At 54.2% G+C, this 20,979-nt stretch carries 13 protein-coding genes; 3 read left to right on the forward strand and 10 right to left on the reverse strand.

The annotated features are described in order from the left end of the window. Window positions 1–10 precede the first annotated feature (10 nt). A complete protein-coding gene (locus RB620_RS08935) occupies window positions 11–2,317 on the forward strand; it encodes an ABC transporter permease (protein ID WP_308093602.1) in 2,307 nt (768 codons plus the stop codon). Window positions 2,318–2,321: 4 nt separating this feature from the next. Then, window positions 2,322–3,080, forward strand: coding sequence for an ABC transporter ATP-binding protein (locus RB620_RS08940; protein ID WP_308093604.1), 759 nt, complete (start codon window positions 2,322–2,324; stop codon window positions 3,078–3,080). Between the two features lie 125 nt (window positions 3,081–3,205). Here the strand turns inward: RB620_RS08940 and RB620_RS08945 are convergent, their stop codons facing one another. Continuing rightward, complete coding sequence (locus RB620_RS08945; protein ID WP_308093606.1) at window positions 3,206–3,847, reverse strand: hypothetical protein; 642 nt, start codon at window positions 3,845–3,847, stop codon at window positions 3,206–3,208. 188 nt (window positions 3,848–4,035) lie between these two features. On the opposite strand from RB620_RS08945, the gene RB620_RS08950 reads away from it, so the two are divergent. Further along, complete coding sequence (locus tag RB620_RS08950) at window positions 4,036–4,866, forward strand: helix-turn-helix domain-containing protein (RefSeq protein ID WP_308093609.1); 831 nt, start codon at window positions 4,036–4,038, stop codon at window positions 4,864–4,866. Between the two features lie 110 nt (window positions 4,867–4,976). Here the strand turns inward: RB620_RS08950 and RB620_RS08955 are convergent, their stop codons facing one another. From RB620_RS08955 to RB620_RS08995, 9 genes are all read right to left on the reverse strand, one after another. Further along, window positions 4,977–6,005 (reverse strand): LysM peptidoglycan-binding domain-containing protein, encoded by a 1,029-nt coding sequence (locus RB620_RS08955; protein WP_308093611.1) that lies wholly within the window; start codon window positions 6,003–6,005, stop codon window positions 4,977–4,979. Between the two features lie 417 nt (window positions 6,006–6,422). Continuing rightward, window positions 6,423–7,469: an NAD(P)-dependent alcohol dehydrogenase gene (locus RB620_RS08960; protein ID WP_308093613.1), complete on the reverse strand. Its 1,047-nt coding sequence runs from the start codon at window positions 7,467–7,469 to the stop codon at window positions 6,423–6,425. Between the two features lie 37 nt (window positions 7,470–7,506). Continuing rightward, window positions 7,507–10,950: a glycoside hydrolase family 2 TIM barrel-domain containing protein gene (locus RB620_RS08965; RefSeq protein WP_308093615.1), complete on the reverse strand. Its 3,444-nt coding sequence runs from the start codon at window positions 10,948–10,950 to the stop codon at window positions 7,507–7,509. An 18-nt stretch (window positions 10,951–10,968) separates the two neighbouring features. Next, window positions 10,969–13,047: an alpha-glucuronidase family glycosyl hydrolase gene (locus RB620_RS08970; RefSeq protein WP_308093616.1), complete on the reverse strand. Its 2,079-nt coding sequence runs from the start codon at window positions 13,045–13,047 to the stop codon at window positions 10,969–10,971. A gap of 192 nt (window positions 13,048–13,239) precedes the next feature. Then, the gene (locus RB620_RS08975; protein ID WP_308093618.1) at window positions 13,240–14,910 is read right to left on the reverse strand and encodes an ABC transporter substrate-binding protein; all 1,671 of its coding nucleotides are present in this window, start codon (window positions 14,908–14,910) and stop codon (window positions 13,240–13,242) included. Between the two features lie 96 nt (window positions 14,911–15,006). Then, on the reverse strand, window positions 15,007–15,879 hold the full coding sequence (locus RB620_RS08980; RefSeq protein WP_308093619.1) for a carbohydrate ABC transporter permease: 873 nt from the start codon (window positions 15,877–15,879) through the stop codon (window positions 15,007–15,009). 14 nt (window positions 15,880–15,893) lie between these two features. Continuing rightward, a complete protein-coding gene (locus tag RB620_RS08985; RefSeq protein ID WP_308093621.1) occupies window positions 15,894–16,829 on the reverse strand; it encodes an ABC transporter permease in 936 nt (311 codons plus the stop codon). Between the two features lie 207 nt (window positions 16,830–17,036). Further along, the gene (locus tag RB620_RS08990; protein WP_308093623.1) at window positions 17,037–18,653 is read right to left on the reverse strand and encodes an extracellular solute-binding protein; all 1,617 of its coding nucleotides are present in this window, start codon (window positions 18,651–18,653) and stop codon (window positions 17,037–17,039) included. A gap of 42 nt (window positions 18,654–18,695) precedes the next feature. Beyond that, entirely contained in the window at window positions 18,696–20,912 is a 2,217-nt protein-coding gene (locus RB620_RS08995; RefSeq protein ID WP_308093624.1) for an AraC family transcriptional regulator, read from the reverse strand. Window positions 20,913–20,979 lie beyond the last annotated feature (67 nt).

The raw sequence follows: 20,979 nt of genomic DNA on the forward strand, positions 1-20,979 counted from the left end.
GAGGTGACGTATGTATAACAGAATAATCCGTAGTGATATTTTAAAGAGCAAAGTAATTACGCTGACAACCATGATCTTTGTCGCAGCCGCGGCTATGCTTGTTTCATTGGCAGCGATCCTTGTCGTCAATCTTGCCGGCGCGCTGGATACGCTGATGACGCAAGCGAAAACGCCGCATTTTATGCAGATGCATTCGGGTCAATTGGACACTGAGCGTCTCGCGGCATTTGCAGAGAAAAATCAAGATGTGGCTGATTACCAGGTGGCCCAGTTTCTCAACATCGGCGGCGAGCAATTTGTTTTTGGCGATAAAACGCTAGCGAACAGCGTTCAGGACAACGGCTTAAGCGTACAAAACGAAAAATTCGATTATCTTCTTGATCTTGACGGAAACGTCATCAACGTATCCGACGGCGAGCTTTATGTTCCGATAAGCTATATGAAGGACAACACTGCCAAGGTCGGTGACAAAGCCCTCATAAGCGGAAAGGAATTTACCGTTGCGGGATTTCTTCGAGACTCGACAATGAATTCCTCGCTCTCCGCCTCAAAGCGGTTTCTTGTAAGCGGCAATGACTACGAGGAGATGAAAGACCTTGGAAGTGCGGAGTATTTGATAGCGTTCAGATTAAAGGATATGTCGGCGATCGGCGCATTTGAAACCGCTTATGCCTCCGCCGGACTTGAAGCGAACGGACCGTCGGTTACCTATACGCTTTTCAAAACGATGAACGCCATTTCAGACGGGATGATGATTGCGGTTATCCTGCTTGTAAGCGCGCTTGTCGTGACCATCGCATTTATGTGCATACGGTTTACGCTCCTTGCGAAAATCGAAGAAGATTACCGCGAAATTGGCGTAATGAAGGCAATCGGGCTGCGTATTTCCGACATAAAGAAGATGTATCTTGCAAAATACGCAGCGATTGCGGCGGCAGGCTCTATTCTCGGGTTTGCACTTTCGTTTATGCTCAAAGGCATGCTTCTTGAAAATATACGGCTTTATATGGGTGAAAGCGAAAACTCCTCTTCTGCTTTGCTGTTCGGAATCATCGGCATACTGTTTGTATTCCTTGCCATTGTTGCTTATGTCAACGGAGTGCTGAAACGCTTTCGGAAAATATCCGCCGCGGAAGCCATACGCTTCGGTACTTCACAGGAAAAAAAGGCTGGGGCAAAACGTTTTACCCTGAACGGAAACAAGCTGTTCAGCACGAATGTTTTTCTCGGTATCAAAGATGTTCTCGCGAGGAAAAAACTTTACGCCACAATGCTTGTGGTGCTGATTATTTCGGCATTTATCATTATTGTTCCGCAGAACTTATACAACACGATTTCCTCAAAAAGCTTCATCAATTATATGGGGATTGGAAACTACGATTTACGCGTACAGACTGGCAATAACTCTGAAGCCGTTGATATTTTAAAGACGATAGATAGCGACAGTGACATTTCAAAATATGCTGTCCTAACAACCAAAACGTTCAAAACAAAAACCGAAGCCGGGACAGAGGAAAATATGAAAGTTGAGCTCGGTGACCATTCTGCTTTCCCTATAGCCTATTCCGAGGGCAGAGCACCTGCCGATGAAAACGAAATTGCCCTTTCGGCTGTAAACGCTAGTGAGATGAGCAGGAAGGTCGGCGATGTCATTACGCTGGTGATTGAGGGGCAGGAGAAAGATCTCACTGTAGTTGGAATCTATTCAGATGTTACCAACGGCGGCAAAACGGCAAAGGCTGTATTCACCGACCATTCAGCGGACATGATTTGGAACATTATCAGTGTGGAGCTTTCGGATAAATCTCTTATCAGCGAAAAAGTTTCTGAATATTCGGACAGGTTTGATTTTGCAAAGACTTCAGACATTGGTGAATATACTGCACAGACCCTAGGTTCGACAATAAGTTCCGTCGAAATGGCTTCCTACGCCGCAGTTGCCGTTGCGCTGGTTATTACGGTACTGGTTACGCTTTTGTTCATGAAAATGCTTGTTGCCAAGGACAGATATTCCATTGCCGTAATGAAAGCTTTCGGTTTTGCAAACTCGGATATTAAGTCGCAATTTGTTTCGCGTTCGGTATTCGTTCTGATTGTCGGAATTGTCGTAGGCACGCTTCTGGCGAACACGCTCGGAGAGAAGCTTGCGGGCGCGGTGATCTCCTCGTTCGGAGCGTCGACGTTTCAATTCGCGGTCAATCCGCTTTCGGCCTATCTGCTCAGTCCACTGATGATGATCTGCGCGGTTCTAATCGCAACAGCTATCGGCACATTGGGCGCGGGACAAATCAAAATAACCGAACATATAAAGGAGTAGGCATATGAAGAAGATCATTATCGGTGACAGAATCGTAAAATCTTTCGGCGAGGGCGATGAACAGCGCAATGTTATCGATGGAGTGTCCGTTGAAATTGGCGAGGGCGAGTTCGTTGCGGTTATGGGACCTTCGGGCTCGGGAAAATCGACGCTGATGTATGCGCTGAGCGGAACGGATAGCGTTAATGGCGGAGAGGTCGTTTTTGACGGCAAGGATATATCAGCGGCCTCTGAGAATGAGCTTTCGGATCTACGCAGAACTGCGATGGGATTTGTTTTTCAGCAGCCGACCATGCTGAAAAATCTGAATATCCTCGACAACATCATTCTCCCGTCCATGCGCGATAACAGAAAAAACGCCGCAAAAATAGCTGAGAAGGCAAGAACCCTTATGAAAAGGGTAGGCATTGCAGAGCTCGAAAAGCGCGACATTACTCAGGTTTCCGGAGGTCAGCTTCAGCGTGCGGGAATATGCCGCGCGCTTATGAACAACCCGAAAATCATTTTCGGCGACGAGCCGACGGGTGCGCTCAACTCAAAATCTGCGCTGGAGATTATGAATATATTTTCGGAAATCAACGAGGACGGTACTGCGGTTATGCTTGTCACTCACGACGCGAAGGTTGCGGCGCGGACGGAGCGCATAATGTTTATGCGCGATGGAAAAATCGCAAGCGAGCTGAAGCTTCCAAAGTATGACGGGACGGATATGGATGACAGGGTCGAGGAAGTAACGAAGAAAATGTTGGAAATAGGAATATGATTTGATCAGTCCGTTAGCCGAGTTATGCGAAATCCCTTCAAGCCAAACAAGACTCCGCAATGGAGTCTTGTTTGATCCTACAGGAGGAACGCCCTAGCGTGGCCATCCAAGGGGACGATCTTGTCCTAGTCCAAGCCGTGCTGCTCGCGAATGTTGTACATGCCTTCGATGAGAATGTCAGCCGGATCCCGGTTCAAGAGATGATGCGTGATCAAAATATGAAGCGGAACCGCGCATACGTTGTTGCCGTCCCGGATCGCGGGGAAGCCCGCTTCGAATACGGGACCGTTCTCCGGAACAAAACCGAGGCCTGCATGAACCTGCTCGGGAGCGAACTCGCCTCGCACGGCCTCGATGCAATGCGGCACAAGTGTTTTGTCGATAAGCGCTTTCGTCTCCTCCTCGCCCGCGGGCGGATTCGGAAGCGGCTTGCCGCCTTCGGTTTTCATCAGCTCGAAGTAAAACGAAGACAACCATTGCGCCGGATCCTTGCCCGATTGGAATCTCGCGACCAGCTCTTTCAGGAAAAATCCGCATGCGTACACGTTGGAAGACGAGGCATCTTTCACTTGAAACACAAAAATCGGTCCGTATCTTTCTTGATTGAGCACTTGCCCAGATACATCGTCAAAAAACATCTTTAATGCCGTCATGCAATTGTGATAAACGGCTTTGAGCAAGTCCACCATTTTTTCATTGCTGTTATCGGTCGTTTGATTGTTCGCGCCGGAAGCGGTAATTTCCGGCTCAGTCGTCTCTTTGGACATCGTCTGCATCACCCAGCTCTATCATATCACTTTAGGACGACTATGCTCTACCCTCAATCTCTGGGCGGCTTGTTGTTGCCAGCGGCTGCGCTCAACCGTCGGTTGAGTTTCCGCAAAGCTCAATTCGCGGGTTATTGTTCGGGTCGGGCAACTCCCCTACAATAGGGGCTAGAAGAGGAGTGACGAAGATGAAGGAGACACTGGCGCGAAATATTAGCATCTACCGCAAAGAGAGGGGACTCACCCAAGAGGAGCTGGCGCGCAAGCTCGGCCTGTCGTTCCAGGCGGTGTCCAAGTGGGAAACCGCGCAGTCCATGCCGGATTTGTCGCTGCTGCCCGAGCTGTCGCGAACGCTGCAGGTCAGCATCGACAAGCTGCTGGGTTACGCGTCGCAGGACAAAGCGATTACGATTTACGAGGAAGAATACAAAACCGGAGACTATTATTGGGGCACGGAGCCGAATGCGGCTTGTTACGAGGTACTGAAGGCGATGCCGCCCATGCGTCGGTTGAAGCTTCTCGATATCGGCTGCGGCGAGGGGAAGGACGCGGTGTTTTTCGCCCGGAACGGTTATGACGTATCGGCGTTCGACGTGACGGACGCGGGGATCGACAAAACGAAGCGGCTCGCGGCGCAAGCCGGCGTTCACGTGAACGTGTTTAAGGCGGACATCCTGGATTATCGATTGGACGCTCACTATGACATCCTTTATTCGAGCGGCGTCCTTCATTATGTCAAGCCGGATTTCCGCGCCGAAATTTTCGACAATTACAAACGGTTCACAAACGCGGACGGCATGCACGTCTTTAACGTCTTCGTGAACAAGCCGTTCATCGCTCCGCCGCCGGAGAAAGAACCGTACGCGTACAAGTGGCATTCCGGCGAGCTGCTCGCCCATTACCGCGACTGGTTCATCCGCGATAGCTCGGAGATCGTGTTCGACTGCAACTCGTCGGGCATTCCGCATCAACACGCGATGGCTACGATCATGGCGAGGAAGGTTGCGGCTCTGGCGTAGCGCGCAGAAAAAAGAGGGGCATCAACGCCCCTCTTCGCAATGCCCTCTCGGTTTGCAGCGGCATGCTTGCCGCTCGGCTTTGCCAGCCGCGCGCCAGCCTGCTCGCTTCCTCAAGCGTGGATAACGACTTTGGTGCCCGTCGGGATTTTGCTGAACAGCCACTCGACGTCCGCGTTCAGCATCCGGATGCATCCGGCGCTTGCGTTCGTCCCGATCGACTCGGGCGCGTTCGTGCCGTGGATGCCGTATTTCGTTCCTTGCGTATTCGCCACGCTAAGCCCCAGCCAGCGGCTGCCGAGCGGATTTTTCGGATCGCCTCCGGGAATGCCTTTGGACGAGTACCAAGGATTATTGAGCTTCGTCATAATCTCGAACGTTCCGGTCGGCGTCTGACCCTTTTGCTTGCCGCTTGCGATGTCGAAGCTTTTCTCGATCTTGCCGCCGGACTTGACGTACAGCTTATTCTTCGCGATGTCGATCTCGATGGACCGCACGCCGCCGGATGAACCGCTTGAAGCGTTGCCAGCCGGCACGATCTCGCTCGTAAAGAACGGATTCGGGATTTGCAGTGCTTGCCCGGCTTTGATCGCTCCGGCGGCGCTCTCTATTCCGTTGGACCTCGCGATCGCCCCTTGATAGTCCGCCAGCTTGTAGTATTTGGACGAGATGCTGAACAACGTCTCGCCCGCCTGCACCTGATGCCTGCTTTCCCCTGCCGGGAGCGGAATGCGAAGCGTCATGCCCGCCTTCAAATCCTGCGTGGACGACATCTTATTGTATTGCATCATAATGCTTATGTAATTGCTCCGGCTAAAATATTTGCTTGCAATCGCGAACAGCGTATCGCCCTGCTTAACCGTGTAATGGTCTAGGACAAGCGGGTTGCTCAGCTTCAGCCGAACCCCCGCCTGCAGCTTCGCTTTCGGATCCAAGCCGTTCAATCTCGCCACCCGCTCGAAATCGCCGGTCAAATAATGCCTCTTCGAAATCCCGTATAACGTATCCCCCGCCTTCACGCCGTAATAAATGCTGATCGAAGTTTCTTCTTGCCCCCCTGTAGCGCTTGATAAACCAGGATTAACTGCTAGTAATAAGAAACATGTAATCAGACTAACGACCCACTTCAACTGCCTGCTCAACGATAATCACACCTTCTGCCAGATTCTATGCGGCACACAGGATTCGCCACGATTCGGCAAGAATCCTTTATTTTCCGCACCGCTCTTAGCAAAATAATCCACTCGTAGCAGAAGCGCAAAAAAACCCGCCAGCGGCGGGTTCTCGAGGACTGGATCCTTGGACCTCATCTTCGGGGCTTGGCAGGGATAAAGTCCCTGCCGGTTGCCCTGGAAGATGCAAGCCATTTGACATCCGCTAGCTCCCCGAAGCCGACAAAGCAACGCGGAACGGATGCAACTCCGCCTTCATTACTCCGCCAACCACGGCTGGATCATTTTGCATGAGTGCTATTCTGAAAAACAGGCATTAATCGCAGCATGTAGATGTATTGTTGCTGCTCCATGTCATGGTCACTCCTCTTATAAATGGCTATCTCCCTAGTATGGCCTATTCGGATAAATCATGACCTTGATGCTTGTATCTTTCTGCGTACGCGCCGTTTCCACCGCCTCCTTGATGTCCGTGAGCGCGTAACGGTGCGTAATGATTTTCTCGATGTCGACGGAAGAACGTTGCAGCGACCCAATCGCCGCGGGATACGTATTCGCGTATCGGAATACGCCGTAAGCTTCGATCTCGCCGTCGATAAGCCGTCCGATATCCATCGGCACGGCTTCTGCCGCGGGCATTCCGACGAAAACGATTCTTCCGCCGCGGCGGACCAGCTTGATCGTGTCGGCAATCGCCCCGGCGTTGCCCGACGACTCCACAACAAGCGTAACGCCAGCTCCGCCGGTCAGCTCGGACAGCCTCTCCCCGACATTCTCGCTCGAAGGATCGAGCACCTCCGTAAAACCCAATTCAAGGGCCAGCTTCCGACGAAACGGCACGACATCCGTTCCGTAAATTTCGGAAACCCCGAACAGCTTCGCCGCTTGTCCCGCGAGCAGTCCGATCGGGCCGAGGCCCGTGATCAGCAGCCGGTCGAACGGCTTGACTTTGCCGCGCAGCATGGCATGGAAGCCGACCGACAGCGGCTCGAGCAACGCGCCTTGCTCATAACTCATCGTATCCGGCAGCTTGAACAGATAGTCGCTCGGCATAGCGATATATTCCGCCCAGGCGCCGTTCACCGGAGGCGTCGCGAGGAAAACAACGTCGGGACACAGATTGTAACGCCCCGATCTGCAATAATCGCAGTGCCCGCATGCGACTCCTGGCTCCACCGCCACCCGGTCGCCGACCGACACGTTCGACACGTCCTTGCCTACGCTAACGACCTCGCCGGCCAGCTCGTGACCGAGAACGATCGGCTCCTTCACCACATAACGGCCGATCCGGCCATGCTCGTAATAATGGACGTCGGAACCGCATATCCCGATGCAGTATACCTTCACGAGCGCTTCGTTATCTTTGGGAACGGGAATTTCCACCCGTCTAACGGCAATGGACATCGGTTCATCCAAAATTGCCGCATTCATCATGCCAGTCGACATCCTGATCACCTCAATGAGAGTTTGTTTATCCCCGCTCGAACCGGAACCAGCCGAAGTCGAATCGGCTTCCCGGCAGGAAGATGAAGGTCACGTTCTGCTTGCCCGACACCCGCTCCAGCTCGAACTCCCGTTCCTCGTAGCCTTCGGTATACCCGAATTCCACCAGCTGGCTGCTTTCCCCGCTTTCGCCGGCGAACCGGATATGGATCGTGTTTTTATCGATCGGCGATCTGCCGTTCACGATTAGCTTCGCCGTTCCTTCCGCCGTAAAGTCCATTTGCGCGAACTCGAGCGAGACGTTGTTCCCGATGCCCTCCACGCTGGTTCCCGCCACGGTGAACGCATCGCCGTAAATGCGGTCGCTTGACGCGGCGGCGTTCCGTTCGAACGCCCTGCTCTGCCGCTCGAACGAAAAGCCTTTGATGTGCACTTTCTGGCGCAAGACGAAACAAATCGACGCGATGCCCTTTAATCGCTTGGACAGCCGATACGTCTCCTCCTGATACACATTCCAGCGGGACGGCTTCTGGTACACGACGTCGGCAACCATTTCGCTGCCCTCTTCGTCCGGCATGCCTTCCCAGATTTGCAGCTCGTACGACTCGCTTGACAGGGCGAAGATCGGAATCGTGATCGAATCCGAGCCGTACGGACCGAAGTCGATGTCGCGGAAGCCTACTTGCGTCTCGCCGTCCCTGCTCGTCGCCACGCCTCTTTCGTTGCCGTTGCCGACCTCGCCTTTGCCGTAATCGTACAGCCCCGCCGATATAAATCCGTACGGATCTTTATAAGCCGTCCCCAGTCCCGTTGACGTAAATTCAAGCTGCGAGATGAGCTTCGTTTTGTCCGTTCCGTTCCTGCTCGTGCATCGGAGGCGGAACGAACCGTCTCCGATGGCGGTGACCTTGGCGGTTAGCCCGTCCGCTTCGACCTTGGCGATATTCGAATCGATGCCTTCGTCCGTAACGACGCGCCATTCCACGTCGGGATAGGACGTATTCGCCGGCCATAGCCGGGCGCGAACGGCCATCTCTTGTTTGTTCTCGTCGAAGCGTTGTCCTTCGTCGCTGATGATTTCGATTTTGCGCAGCGGAATTTCATTCGACGCGCCGGTTATGCAAGGCAGATCCTTGTTCCTTGAAGCCGCGGACACGCTAGACGACGCGCCGCTTTCTACCGCGCCGGAAACAAACTCGACCGTTTCGGATTGCATGCCCTCCGAATGCACGATCACTTTAACCCGCCCCGGCTGAAGCGTAGAGCCGATAATGGCCATCAGCTTGCCGCTGAACAGCCTTCTGCTCGTTCCCTTGTAAGGGTCGAAATCCGTGCTGTCTCCGTTGTCGAGACCGAGCAGTCGGCCTTCGCCCGTCACCTCCACGCGGACCCGGTTGTTCGCGTTGTCGACCGGATGGCCGTCCACGTCCAGCATGCCGATCTCCAGGAAGATCAGATCCTCGCCATCGGCCGCCAGCATTGCTTTGTCCGCCTCAAGACGAATCGCGGCCGCATCTCCGAACGAGCTTCGAGCACCCGTCGCGATCGCGTTGCCCGCTTCGTCGTAGGCGATCGCCTGGATTTCTCCGGGCGCGTAAGGCAGCTTCCACCATCCGACGAGCTGCTTGCCCCGTTCATGATCGATATCCATTATCCCAACGCTGACGCCGCCGAGCAACAGCTCGATTCTCGGAGCGTTCGAGCAGACGCGGACGTCGATCGTTTGCCCGTCGTTGAAATCCCAGTAAGGGAACACGTGCACCATCGGATGCGTGCGGTAATCGGTCCAGGCCGCCTGGTAGACGTAATAGGAATCCTTTTTGAACGTGGCCGTGTCGATCTGTCCGAAATAACTGTTTTTTGTATGGTACGGGGTCGGTTCCCCTATATAGTCGAAGCCGGTCCACAAGAATTGTCCCAAGGAGAACGGCGTGTCCCTCTCCGCTATAATGCAGGCTTCGGCCGACTTCGCCCCCCAGCTCGTCGAGCTGTTCCCGAGAGCCGAGCATTGCTCGTCGTCGTCAGCCAGTATGGACTTGTCGAACGGGAAACGGTAGATGCCGCGGCTCTGCACGACCGAAGCCGTCTCACTGCCGTAGATGATCCAATCCGGATGCTCCTCGTGATGCTTGTCATAATATTTCTCCGCGTAATTATAGCCGGCGAGCTTAACGATATCCGCGCATTTCCGCGCGTTTTCCCATGGCATATAGTTCGAGCCGATCGTGACCTTGGCGTTTTGCTTCGGATCGAACTCCAGCACGTAATCCATCAGCATGCGGGTCACTTCCTGCCCTCTTTCGTCCGCATGCGTATCGTAAATCTCGTTCCCGATGCTCCACATGAGCAGGCTTGGATGGTTGCGGTCCCGCAGCACCCAGCTCTTGACGTCGCGACAAGCCCATTCGCCGAAAAATCGGGCGTAATCGTAAGGCGTTTTCGGCCGCTCCCACATGTCGAACGCTTCCGAGACGACGAACAGCCCCATCTCGTCCGCCAAATCCATCAGCTCCGGCGCGGGCATGTTGTGTGCCGTACGAACCGCGTTAACGCCCATCTCCTTCAAAATAACGAACCGTCTGCGCAGCGCTTGTTTATTGAACGCCGCGCCGAGAGCGCCAAGATCGTGATGCTCGCAGACGCCGTTCAGCTTCAGCCGTTCCCCGTTCACCCGAAGCCCCCGCTCGGGATCCATCTCGATGGAGCGGAAGCCAAGATGGCGCGCGATCGTCTCTAGCTCCTCTCCCGGCTGCTCCGGACCGGCCGCTCTCCGCAAGCTCGTAACCAGCTTATACAGATTCGGCTCGTCAGGACTCCACAGCAACGGCCGATCGACGGACAACGTTTGGCGATTGTGCCGAACCGTGCCGCCCGCGGCTGCCCGCTCCGAGCATTCCGAGATCAGCTGCCCGCGATAGAAGATGCGGTGCTCGACAATCGCATCCTGCTCCATATGCGCTTTCGTCTCGATCTCCACGGTCCAAGCGTCACCCTCTTGCCTCGTGGAGACGTATATACCGTCCGTTTCGATATAGTCCGCGCCTATAGTCCGAAGCCATACGTTCCGGTAAATGCCGGCTCCCGAATACCAGCGGCTGTTCGGGCTTTGGTGGACGACTTTGACGAGGATCTCGTTCTCGCCGTCCGCAAGCGCGTCCGTCATATCATGCTCGAAGGAGGAGTAGCCGTATTTCCATTCGCCGACGAAGCTCCCGTTCACATAAACGGACGAATCCATATACACCCCGTCGAAATATAAGAAGAGCCTCACCGCGCCTTTGCCCGACCCTTTCGTATATACAAACTTTTTGCGGTACCAGCCGATACTGTTCTCATAGAGCGCCAACGTATTATAAATCAGCCAGTCATGAGGCAGATCCACAGGTTCGAAGCTGAGGCCTTCGCAGTCCGCCGCATCCAGGCCGCTCTTGGCAAATTCCCAGCCGTCGTTAAATAATGTCTTCGCATTCATGGTCGTCACGCTCCCCGTTTAATAAATCAGTCGGCCCTGACGGTCGGCTATTCCCGATTTTCGATAGAAATACGTATTGATGACGTCACGCCATTCCTTGGCGTGCTCGCGCTGTTCGGCTAAACGTGAGGAGACGAGGGCGAAATAACCTTCTTCGACTTTGCCCTCCAGCGTTCTCCACGCCCCCAGCAGCTCCGCCGCTTCCTCCGCGCCTTCGAAATGCGTGTCGTAGATATGCTGAATGACCGTTTTGCCGCTCTTCAAGATATGCGTGTAAGGGACATGGTGGAAAAATAACAGCAGCTCGTCGGGACAAAGCTCCTCCGAATTGTACGTCTCGCGCCAGGGCTGATGATATTGACCCGCGTAGCCGGTTCCCGTCCCGATCGTCCGGTCGACGCCGATGCCGCTGCGATCCGCAAAATGGTACGTGCCCCACTTCGAATATTCGTAGCCGTCCACGTTCGGCCCGTAATGATGGTTCGGATTAACCATCCAGCCTACGCCGAGCGGCGAAGTATAGCTCTCGTAAATGCCCCACGACCGGTGCAGAATGTCCGTGACCGCCTGTTCTACCTGCGGGTCGCACCCTAAGCTTTGGCGGATCCAATCCCGCGTAATGCGATCGACGGGCAGGGACGGATTCCAAGTCAATCGGCCGTACCCGTACAGATTCGCTTGGGCGAGAGGATGCCCGGTCCAACAGTCGTCGTCTCCGATGTTCGATACAGCCGCAATGCCTCCGAAAGGGCGGTTATGCAGAGCGCCGCTCGCGATCTTGGCGACGGTCGAGCCTTTGCCGGCCGCATGGGTATCGAAGTCCAGCACCTCTTTCCAGAGCGGCACGAGGTAGCAGACATGCTTCTGCTGGCCCGTATATTCCTGCGTAATTTGCAGCTCGAGCATTTGATTGGTCTTGCTCAGGCCCCCGAACAACGGCGATACCGGCTCGCGAACCTGGAAATCCATCGGCCCGTTCTTGATCTGCAAAATGACGTTGTCCGCGAATCGGCCATCCAGCGGCATGAAATGATCGTAAGCCGCCTTGGCCCGATCCGTCGAGCGGTCCCGCCAATCCTGCAGACAGTTGTAGACGAAGCAGCGCCAGATGACGACTCCGCCATGCGGCTCAAGCGCTTCTGCCAGCATATTCGCGCCGTCCGCATGGTCACGGCCGTACGTGAACGGGCCGGGACGGAATTCGGAGTCTGCCTTCACCAGAAACCCGCCGAAGTCGGGGATCGACCGGTAAAGATCGGCCGCCCGCTCCGCCCACCATTCCCTCACCGACGGCTCCAGCGGATCGGCCGTAGCCAGACCGCCGACCGCGATCGGGCTGGCGAAATTGATGCTGAGATACAGCTTGATGCCGTACGCCCCGAACACTTCCGCCGCCTCGGACAACGTCTGCTGGTACTCTGGCGTGATCAGCTTTGTTTCTTCACGATGCACGTTCACGTTGTTGATCGAGATGGCATTGATCCCGGTTGAGGCCAGCAGCCGCGCATAGTCCCGAATGCGGGCGAAGTCCTCTACAAAACCGTCGTTCCGGTAAAAGATCGACTTGCCCGCGTAGCCGCGCTCGATCGATCCGTCCATGTTATCCCACTGATTGATCATGCGCAGCCCGTTCGCGGGCTGCTCGACCAGATGCAAGTTGTCGATAGGCTCTCTTGTCTGCATTAGCCGAATGAAATGAAAGACGCCGTACAGCGCCCCGGCTTCCGTGCCTCCCACGATCGCGATGCGGCCAGTCTCTCCCGCGCCGCCAGGCAGCGTCCGAAGCACGTACCCTTCGTCGCCCAGCCCATCCAGATCGGACGCGACCGCTCGTTCCGTCTCGGGATCCAGCTTCCCCCGGACGCCGATTACGATGCCCGCGCCACGTTGATCAGGCGCAGACGCGATGACCGGCGTCCGACCGGTCAAAGACCGGACCGCAATCGCCAATTCCCGGGCAGCCGTCGACAAAACCTTGCTTGATCCCGAAGCCATGATTGACGAACAACGCTGGCCATACGCCTCCCTGAGGTCGCCTTCCTCCATTGCCTCATAACGAAGCCATGCTTCGTATCCAACCCTTGCGTTCGTTCCCATATGAATGCCCCTCCATTCCTCAAGGTGAAACGGCTGTCGCCGTCCTTTGCGGCGCGGCGCGTTTCATTCCGAGAAATATAAGCCCAGTATAGTGAAAACTTATACTTTCTTATATTTTGAAGAAAGGGCCGGACGCCGTCCGTCAAGGACCCCGCGCCCAGCCCCATATTCAACCTTTTTGAACACGCACTTTTAATACCCTAGCTTGCTTTTTGTTTTTTGGAAAACGTCATTCGCCATTTGCGTGTAGCGGGCGCTTCCGTTCGCCTCGGCTTGCGCCTTGTATTGCTCCCACTTGTCGAAGCTTTCCTGTCCGGTAATGAACTTCAGCGTCATCGTCTTGATATAATCGATAAGCGGCGTCATGATCAGGTTCATTTGCTCGGTTTCTTCCGCGGTTGCCATAATCGGCGGAGCCAGCTTCCGCTCCTCGCGGGTGGACAGGATGCGGTTGAAATAATCTTTTTCCCCTTCGGTCATTTTGGAAGTCTTCAGCTTGGCGCTGCCGCCGTACGCGAACATCCCGCCCGCAAAGCCGAAATCGACGTTTAGCTGTTTCGCGGCGCCTTCGTTCATGCCGTTGTAATAGATGTCCGAATTCAGCGCGATATTGCCTTCCGCGTCTTTGGTGTACGTCTCGCCTTCCACGCCCCACAGGCTGAGCGTCTGTCCTTCGTTCGAATACCAGAACCAGTCGATGAAGCGAAGCATCTTGATGAAATCTTCTTCGCCAAGCTCGTCGAGCGCGCGCTGGCTGATCATGACGCCGTTTTCGAGTCTCGACGTTTCGACCTGCAGCTTGCCTTTAGGGCCGCCCGGCTGAACGATCATGTACAGATCACCATCCACCTGCATCTTGGATTTGAAATCGGACAGAAGCTGATAATTGCCGCTAACGACGTAAGTGTCGCCTTTAAAAAATTTTGCGCGCGCGGCGTCGTCTTCCTGCGTGAACGATTCCGGATCCAAGATGCCTTCGCTTACGAGTTTATTGAAGTATTGCAGATAGGATTTGAAATCATCCGATGTGTCGGCAAATACGAATTCTTGTTTGTCGTGGTCGAATACGAGACCGTTCGATACGCCCCATCCTCCCGTTACGCCGTATTGGACGGCGGCGATGTTGAGCGTGGCATTGCCTTGGAACTGGTCGGATAACACGTATTTGGCTCCCGTATGCTCCTTAACCTTCTTCATGGCTTCGTAAAATAGTTCGTACGTCCAGTTGGCTTCTTGACCGAGCACGTCCACCCCGGCCGCTTCGAACACGTCTTTACGAATAATGTAGGAATAACCGCCGCCGGCTACTTCCCACATGCCCGGCAGCACGTAATATTTGCCGTCCTCCTTCAGCTTCGCTTTCAGATCCTCTTCCATGCCCCAATCCTTGACGGCTTTCATGTAGTTCGGCATGTATTGCACCCAGTCGCTGACGGGCACGATTTGACCGGAAGCGACGAAAGCGGATTCATCGTAAGTTTTAGGAATAATATAAGGCGCATCTCCGCTGTTCACAAGCAATGATTTTTGATTTTCGTATTCCGTTCTTGCCGTGATGGACAAGTCGAAGCTCACGTTCGTTTTTTCTTTGATCGCGCTCCACAGTCTCCAGTCTTCTTTGTACGGGTAATTCTCGTGGTCACTGTACATCATGGAGTAGGTCACGGGTTCGTTCGAGCGGAATGTCTGATCTTCACCGAAGGCGTAATCCGCCGCCTCGCCGTTGTTCGCGCCGGCGCCTTCCGACGGAGCGGCAGTTTCGGTGCCTCCGGCATTGTTGTTCCCGTTCGAGCTGCATGCCGCCATAAACGCGAGCAAGAGTGCCAGTACGGCCGTTACGGATGCTTTTCTCATTCTTTTCATCGCTTTGCCTCCCTTTAATGGTTAAAGCTTTGAAACTTTTTTTATATAACGGATCAGGCTTAGAGGTTGTTCAAAAAGCCCTGCCGGTTATATCGATTAGCCCTTGACGGCTCCAATCATCATGCCTTGCACGAAATACCTCTGCACGAACGGATAGATGCAGATAATCGGGAGAGAAGTGAGCATCATCGCCGTCGATTTGACGGTTGCCGCGATTTGGGTCGTTTCTTCCGATGCAGCCCCGATTTCGGTCGGACTGACCGCGTTATCGATAATTTGTTTGAGATACAGCGCGATCGGCCATTTTTCCTTGGACTGCAGGTAAAGTGATGGCCCGAACCAGTTGTTCCACATGCCGACGATAACGAACAACGTAATCGTGGCTAGAATCGGCTTCGACAGCGGCAAAATGATTTTCGTAAAAATGCCGAACACATCCAGCCCGTCCACGCGGCCCGCTTCCTCCAGCTCGTTCGGAATGCCCGCAAAAAACGTTTTCATCAAGATGACGTTAAACGCGCTGATCGCCCCCGGTATGACGATAGCCCAGATCGTATCCCTCATGCCAAGCGCCTTCGCGACCAGAATGTAGTTCGGGATGAGGCCACCGCCGAAATACATCGTGAACAGCACGAACGGGATAAACACTTTGTTCAGCCGCAGCTTAGCTTTGGAAAGCGGATAAGACATGACGGCCGTCGAAGCTACCGCGATCAGCGTGCCTAGCACGGAATAAAGAATCGTGTTGCCGTAGTAACGGAAGAAATCGGGCTTGCTCAGAATGACCTCATAGGTTTTGGTCGTGAAGTCGACCGGAAAGAAGCTGACTTCGCCCGCATAGATGGCAGCCTCCGAGCTGAAGGACTGCGCCACGAGATAGATGAACGGATAGAGCGTGAACAGGACGACCACGATCATGATGAATCCGTTTACAATATTGAAACCGTTGAAGTTCAGGGTTTGCTTCATGCCTATTCTCCTTTCTACCACAGGCTGGATTTGGTCGTCCGTTTGGATATTTCGTTCGCAATCGTAACCAAGATGAGACCGATGATTCCTTCGAACAAGCCGACCGCGGTCGCGAAGCTGAAGTTGCCTCCGGTAATACCCATCCGGTACACGTAAGTGGAGATGACATCCGCCGTTTCGTAAGTCAGCGGGTTATATAGAAGCAGGATCTTCTCGAAGTTGGAGCCGAGAATGCTGCCGATATCCAGAATCAAGAGCACCATAACCGTCGGCAGGATGCCTGGGATCGTGACGTGAAGGGCTTGTCTGAACCGGGTCGCTCCGTCGATTTTCGCCGCTTCGTACAGCTCCGTGTTGATCGCGGTCATCGCGGCCAAATACAGAATCGTTCCCCAGCCTAAGCTTTGCCAGATGCCGGAGGTGACGTAGAGCGTCGGGAACCATTCCGGCAAGGAGATGAACGCGAGCGGCTCGAGCCCGAGCTTGGCAAGCAAGGCGTTAATCGGTCCGGTTAAGGAAACCATCTCCTTCACCATTCCCGCGACGATGACCATCGAGATAAAGTGGGGAAGGTACGATACGGTCTGCACGAACTTCTTCCATCTCATCCAGCGGATTTCGTGAAGCAGCAGCGCGAAGATTAACGTCAGCGGGAATTTGACGGCGAGATAACTGACGCTTAAGGTGAGATCGTTGAAGAACGCCCTCCAGAACGTCGGATCCTTCATGAACATCTCGAAGTACTGGAGCCCGACCCATTCGGAACCGAATATATTCGGTCCGCCCCGGTATTTGCGGAAGGCGATAATATTGCCGAGCATCGGCGCGTACTTGAAAATAATGAAATAGATGAGCGGAAGGATCAGAAACGAATACAGCTTCCATTCCTTCCTGACATGCTTCCAAAGCGGGCTTGCGTCTGCAATCCGATCTTGCGTATAAGCTGCCATGCCTGTATCACATCCTTGCGTAAATTTGCCCTAGCCGCGATTCGGTCCTGCCCCATCAATGTACCGAAGGCGGTCCGCTCCCTCAATGTTCAATATCGAAAATGATGTACGAAACGCAAGAAATCGCAGGTGACATCTTGAAATCAAGGCTCAAATTCCCGAATTGGGCGCCAAAACAAAAAAAAATGACCTCCGAGTGTTCGGAAGTCATCGATTTACATACCGCTCATAGGCCGCTTGCTTAATTTCCAATACCCGATCGACCCCCATCAGCTCGAGCTGCTTCACCATATCGTCGTAGGCTTCGATGGGATCTACGCCCAGAATGATCCGAAGCTCCGCATCCTTCACGTAATCACTTATCGCGCCCATCAATGTGGACAATTCGCTCGCCTCTTCCGGCGTCGGCGTAATCGGGGGCAGCAAGTAGTCCTCGTGTTTCGTTTGTTTCCAAATTTCAAGGGCTTGGTTCGTCTCTTCGAACTTCCATTCCAGCCGCGAATCGCGTTGGATCATCGGAAAATTCGTTTGGTGCGCGTATTTCAGCATAACTTGATCGCTCGATAGGCCATCCGGATTCGCCACGACCAACTCCGTATATTTCGGTACTCCGTTCTCCATCGTATATGTCACGCCCTCGATGCCGAACGTATTGAGCATGCTGCCTTCTTCCGAATAAGCGTAATCCAGCCAGCGGACCGCCGCTTCCAATTGTTTCGTCGTCGCTTTGATCGCGGCCGAGCTTGTGCCTGCGTACGCGTTGTCCAGCTGTCCGAATTTGGGAACCTCCCCTTCGATAAGCGTCGGGTAGGGCGCGGCCGCATAACGTCCCGCGGAGTCGCCGGCTTGCGCCGCAAGATTGTATTTCTCGATATAGGAATGCCAGCCGATCGTAGCGCCGCTAACCCCGGACGTCAGCTTTTTGTCCACGGTCTCCAAGTCCAGCACCGCAAAATCCTTATCGATCAACCCTTCCCGATACCACTGGCTCATCGTCGCCAAATAATTCCGATACCCGGGTTCCAGATAACCGTACGTCACTTTCCCGTCCTCGACGTAGAAATTGCCCATGACGCCGAACGCTCCCGCGAATCCGGCCGTTCGTTCGCCCATGAATAAGGTTCGCAACGTCAGAGGCGCTGTGGCGCCTTTCTTGTCCTTAAACGCCTTCAGCATCGTATGCCACTCTTCGATCGTCGTCGGGACGGCCAGTCCCAGCTCGTCCAGCCAATCCTGGCGAACGATCGGTCCGCCGTACACCCTGTCGAGCTCCGAACGAATGAACGGAAACGCATAATAAACGCCGCTGTCCGTCTTCACCATTTTATCGATCTCCGGATTTTCCTCCAGTACACGTTTGAAGTTCGGCGCATAACGATCGATGACGTCGTTCAGCGGCAAAATATAACCTTGCTCGATCGCCTTCTCGGGACCTCCGGGATACTCAAGCCAGTTATTCAAGAAGATGTCCGGCAAATTGCCGGAGGCGAGGAGGTAATTAAATTTATTGTCCCGCATCGGAACGCCGCCGAGATGCCGAATCGCGATTCCCGTTCGTTTCTCGTATTCTTGGTCGATCGCCCCCCGGTTCGGCATGCCCATATCGGGAAATTCCGTCATCAGTGTCAGCTTCGGCAATCCTTCCATCGGATATTCGAACGGCTCCCCGTTCTCGGCCGATTCCGCCCCGCCGGTTTCCTTCGGCGTATTCGTTGCCTCGCGCTTTTCCCCTCCGCCTCCTCCGAAACATCCGGACGCGATTAAGGCAAAGGCGATCATGACGATCCATCCTTTCTTCCATAAACCAAGCATATGCGCCTCCATGGCAAGGTGCCTCCTTTGTTTCCGCATCCGATTGCACGGCCGTCACTGTATCGTCTTGTACTTCCCGGGCGTAATTCCCTCATATTTCTTGAATACGCGGATAAAGGCGTGGCCGCTCGCGAAGCCGACTCCGGCCGCCGTCTCGTCGATGCTCGCCCCGTCCTGCAGCAGCGTCTTGGCGGCTTCCACGCGGGTCTGGCTAATAAAATCGTGTAATCCTTGGCCCGTCTGCTCGCGAAATAATCGAGACACGTATTGCGGTGACAAGCGGAAGCGATCGCCGATCATCGCCACGCTCAAATTTTTATCGCCGTAATGCTCTTGCACGAACTGGATCACTTTCTCGCCGAGTCCCGCGTTCGTCTGCGCGCCTTGCTTGCTTCGAAGCACCTCGCTTACAAGCTCCCAAACGTCCAGCAGCTCTTGGCGGAACTCCGCCTTCGTCGAGCACGACAACAGCCGTTTGAGCGGGCGCCGATCATCCCATGCGATGCTGGCCTGCTCCTGGTCGGGAATCGTCTTGATGAGCGTCGTCGCGACGTCAAGCAACACGCATTTTGCGATTTCCAGCGACGATTGCCGCTTGAACGCCTGATCCACGACGTTTCCGATCATTAGCTTCGCCTTCTCGAATTCGTCGGCTTTCATCAGATTGATCAGAATCATCTGGTCGTTCACCGTGAAGAAATAGCTGCTCTCGGTCGGCTTCACGTCCCCGTACCAGATCAACATGCCTTCCCCTAGCACCATACGGTACTCCTGTGCTTCCAGCGCTTGCAGGAAAGCCTGATGCACGCCGTCCAATCCGGTCTGCAGCTCGCTTCCCGCCGCCGTGAAGCGAAGCTTATAACGGGCCTCAATAAATTCGTACGCCTGCGCCAAAGCGTCCTCCATGTCGTCCTTCCACTGCTCCTCGCGATCCGGAGCTATGTTGACGACCGCGGCAAGGGTGCCGTCCACATCCGCGAAATGGATCGTCAGCCGATCGCCGACGGAATCCGCGAGAATATTGGATACGATAAACGGCGACATGTCGAGAATGCGATCGTCGCTTTCTTCGCTATCAATATAGAACAGCAGAACCGCGAACCGGTCGGATGCCCAGGACAGATGATGGGCCTTCGACAGCTCGGCGAGCGGGACGTTCCGATCCGCCTGGCCTTTCAGCAGCCTCGCCAAATAATAGTTTCGCAGCACTCGGAGCTGTTGAACTTGTTTATTGTTCATGTCGTCCCGTTCGCGAATCGTCTCGAGCACGCTTCTCCGGATGAACGAGTATTCGTCCGTGTCGGCCCCCGTTCCTTGCGACTGCCCTCTAGAGAAGACGCTGACCAATTGTTTGACGGGATCGTAGTTTTTGCGGGAAAAATAATAAATGACGGCGCCGCCGATCGCAAAACAAAGCAGCAGTCCGAACAGGTTCATCGTCTGGATGGCCCGGGCCCGCTCCCAGAATACGTCGGTCGGAAATACGCTGACGTATTTCCATCCCGTCGTGTCGGACGACTCGATCGTAATCATCGAGTCAGTCGGCATATTCTCCGCGTCTCCGCCGTTCTGGAACAGAATTTGATCGTTTGCATCCATGATGAACACTTGTCCTTGCTCCACCCAATCGATGTTTTCGAGCATCGTCTTGATCTTCTCGGCATTAAGCGGAATAAGCAGCGTGCCCGCCGGATCGGCGCCCGCTTGCATCGGCAGCGACCGAATGTAGGAAGGCGTCATTTCGATCCTGCCCTGGTTCTCGACAGGGAGCAGAATATATCGCCCCGGCTGGGACTCCGTCACCAACTTGACCCAGTCCTCGTAAGCGAACGTGTCTGTATGGTGTTTCATATCGTAAAACATTCGGTCCTGCACGTACGTTTCGCCCGAAAGCACCGAATGCAGCGAATTCGAATGCAAATAAATCTCTTTGATAAAATCATTCGTGGCCAGCTGCTTATTTAGTTCCTGTTTCGTCCGATAAATATGGTAAGCGCTTTCTTCCGACGGCGAAGACAGAAACTTCCGGACATCCGGATGAATCGACAGCTGCGCGGCCAGACTCTCCGTCTGATGCAGCTCGCCGTCTACGATATATCTCACTTGCTGAAGCATCGCTCTGCTCGCGCGCTCGATCTCGTATTTGACGATTTCCCGGGTCTGGCTGTAAATAATTACGCTAACAATAACGGGTATGAACAGAATCACGGCGTACGACACAATCCACCGAAACGCCACGCTTCGCGTAAAGTTTCCCCTTCCCCAATTCAAGCTGCTTCCCCCTTGCCGCATTATCCAATGTACAATTTCTATAGTAGCATGAATCGGACAGGGGGTT

The organism is Paenibacillus sp. LHD-117 (genome assembly GCF_030929555.1).
Classification (GTDB): Bacteria; Bacillota; Bacilli; order Paenibacillales; family Paenibacillaceae; genus Pristimantibacillus.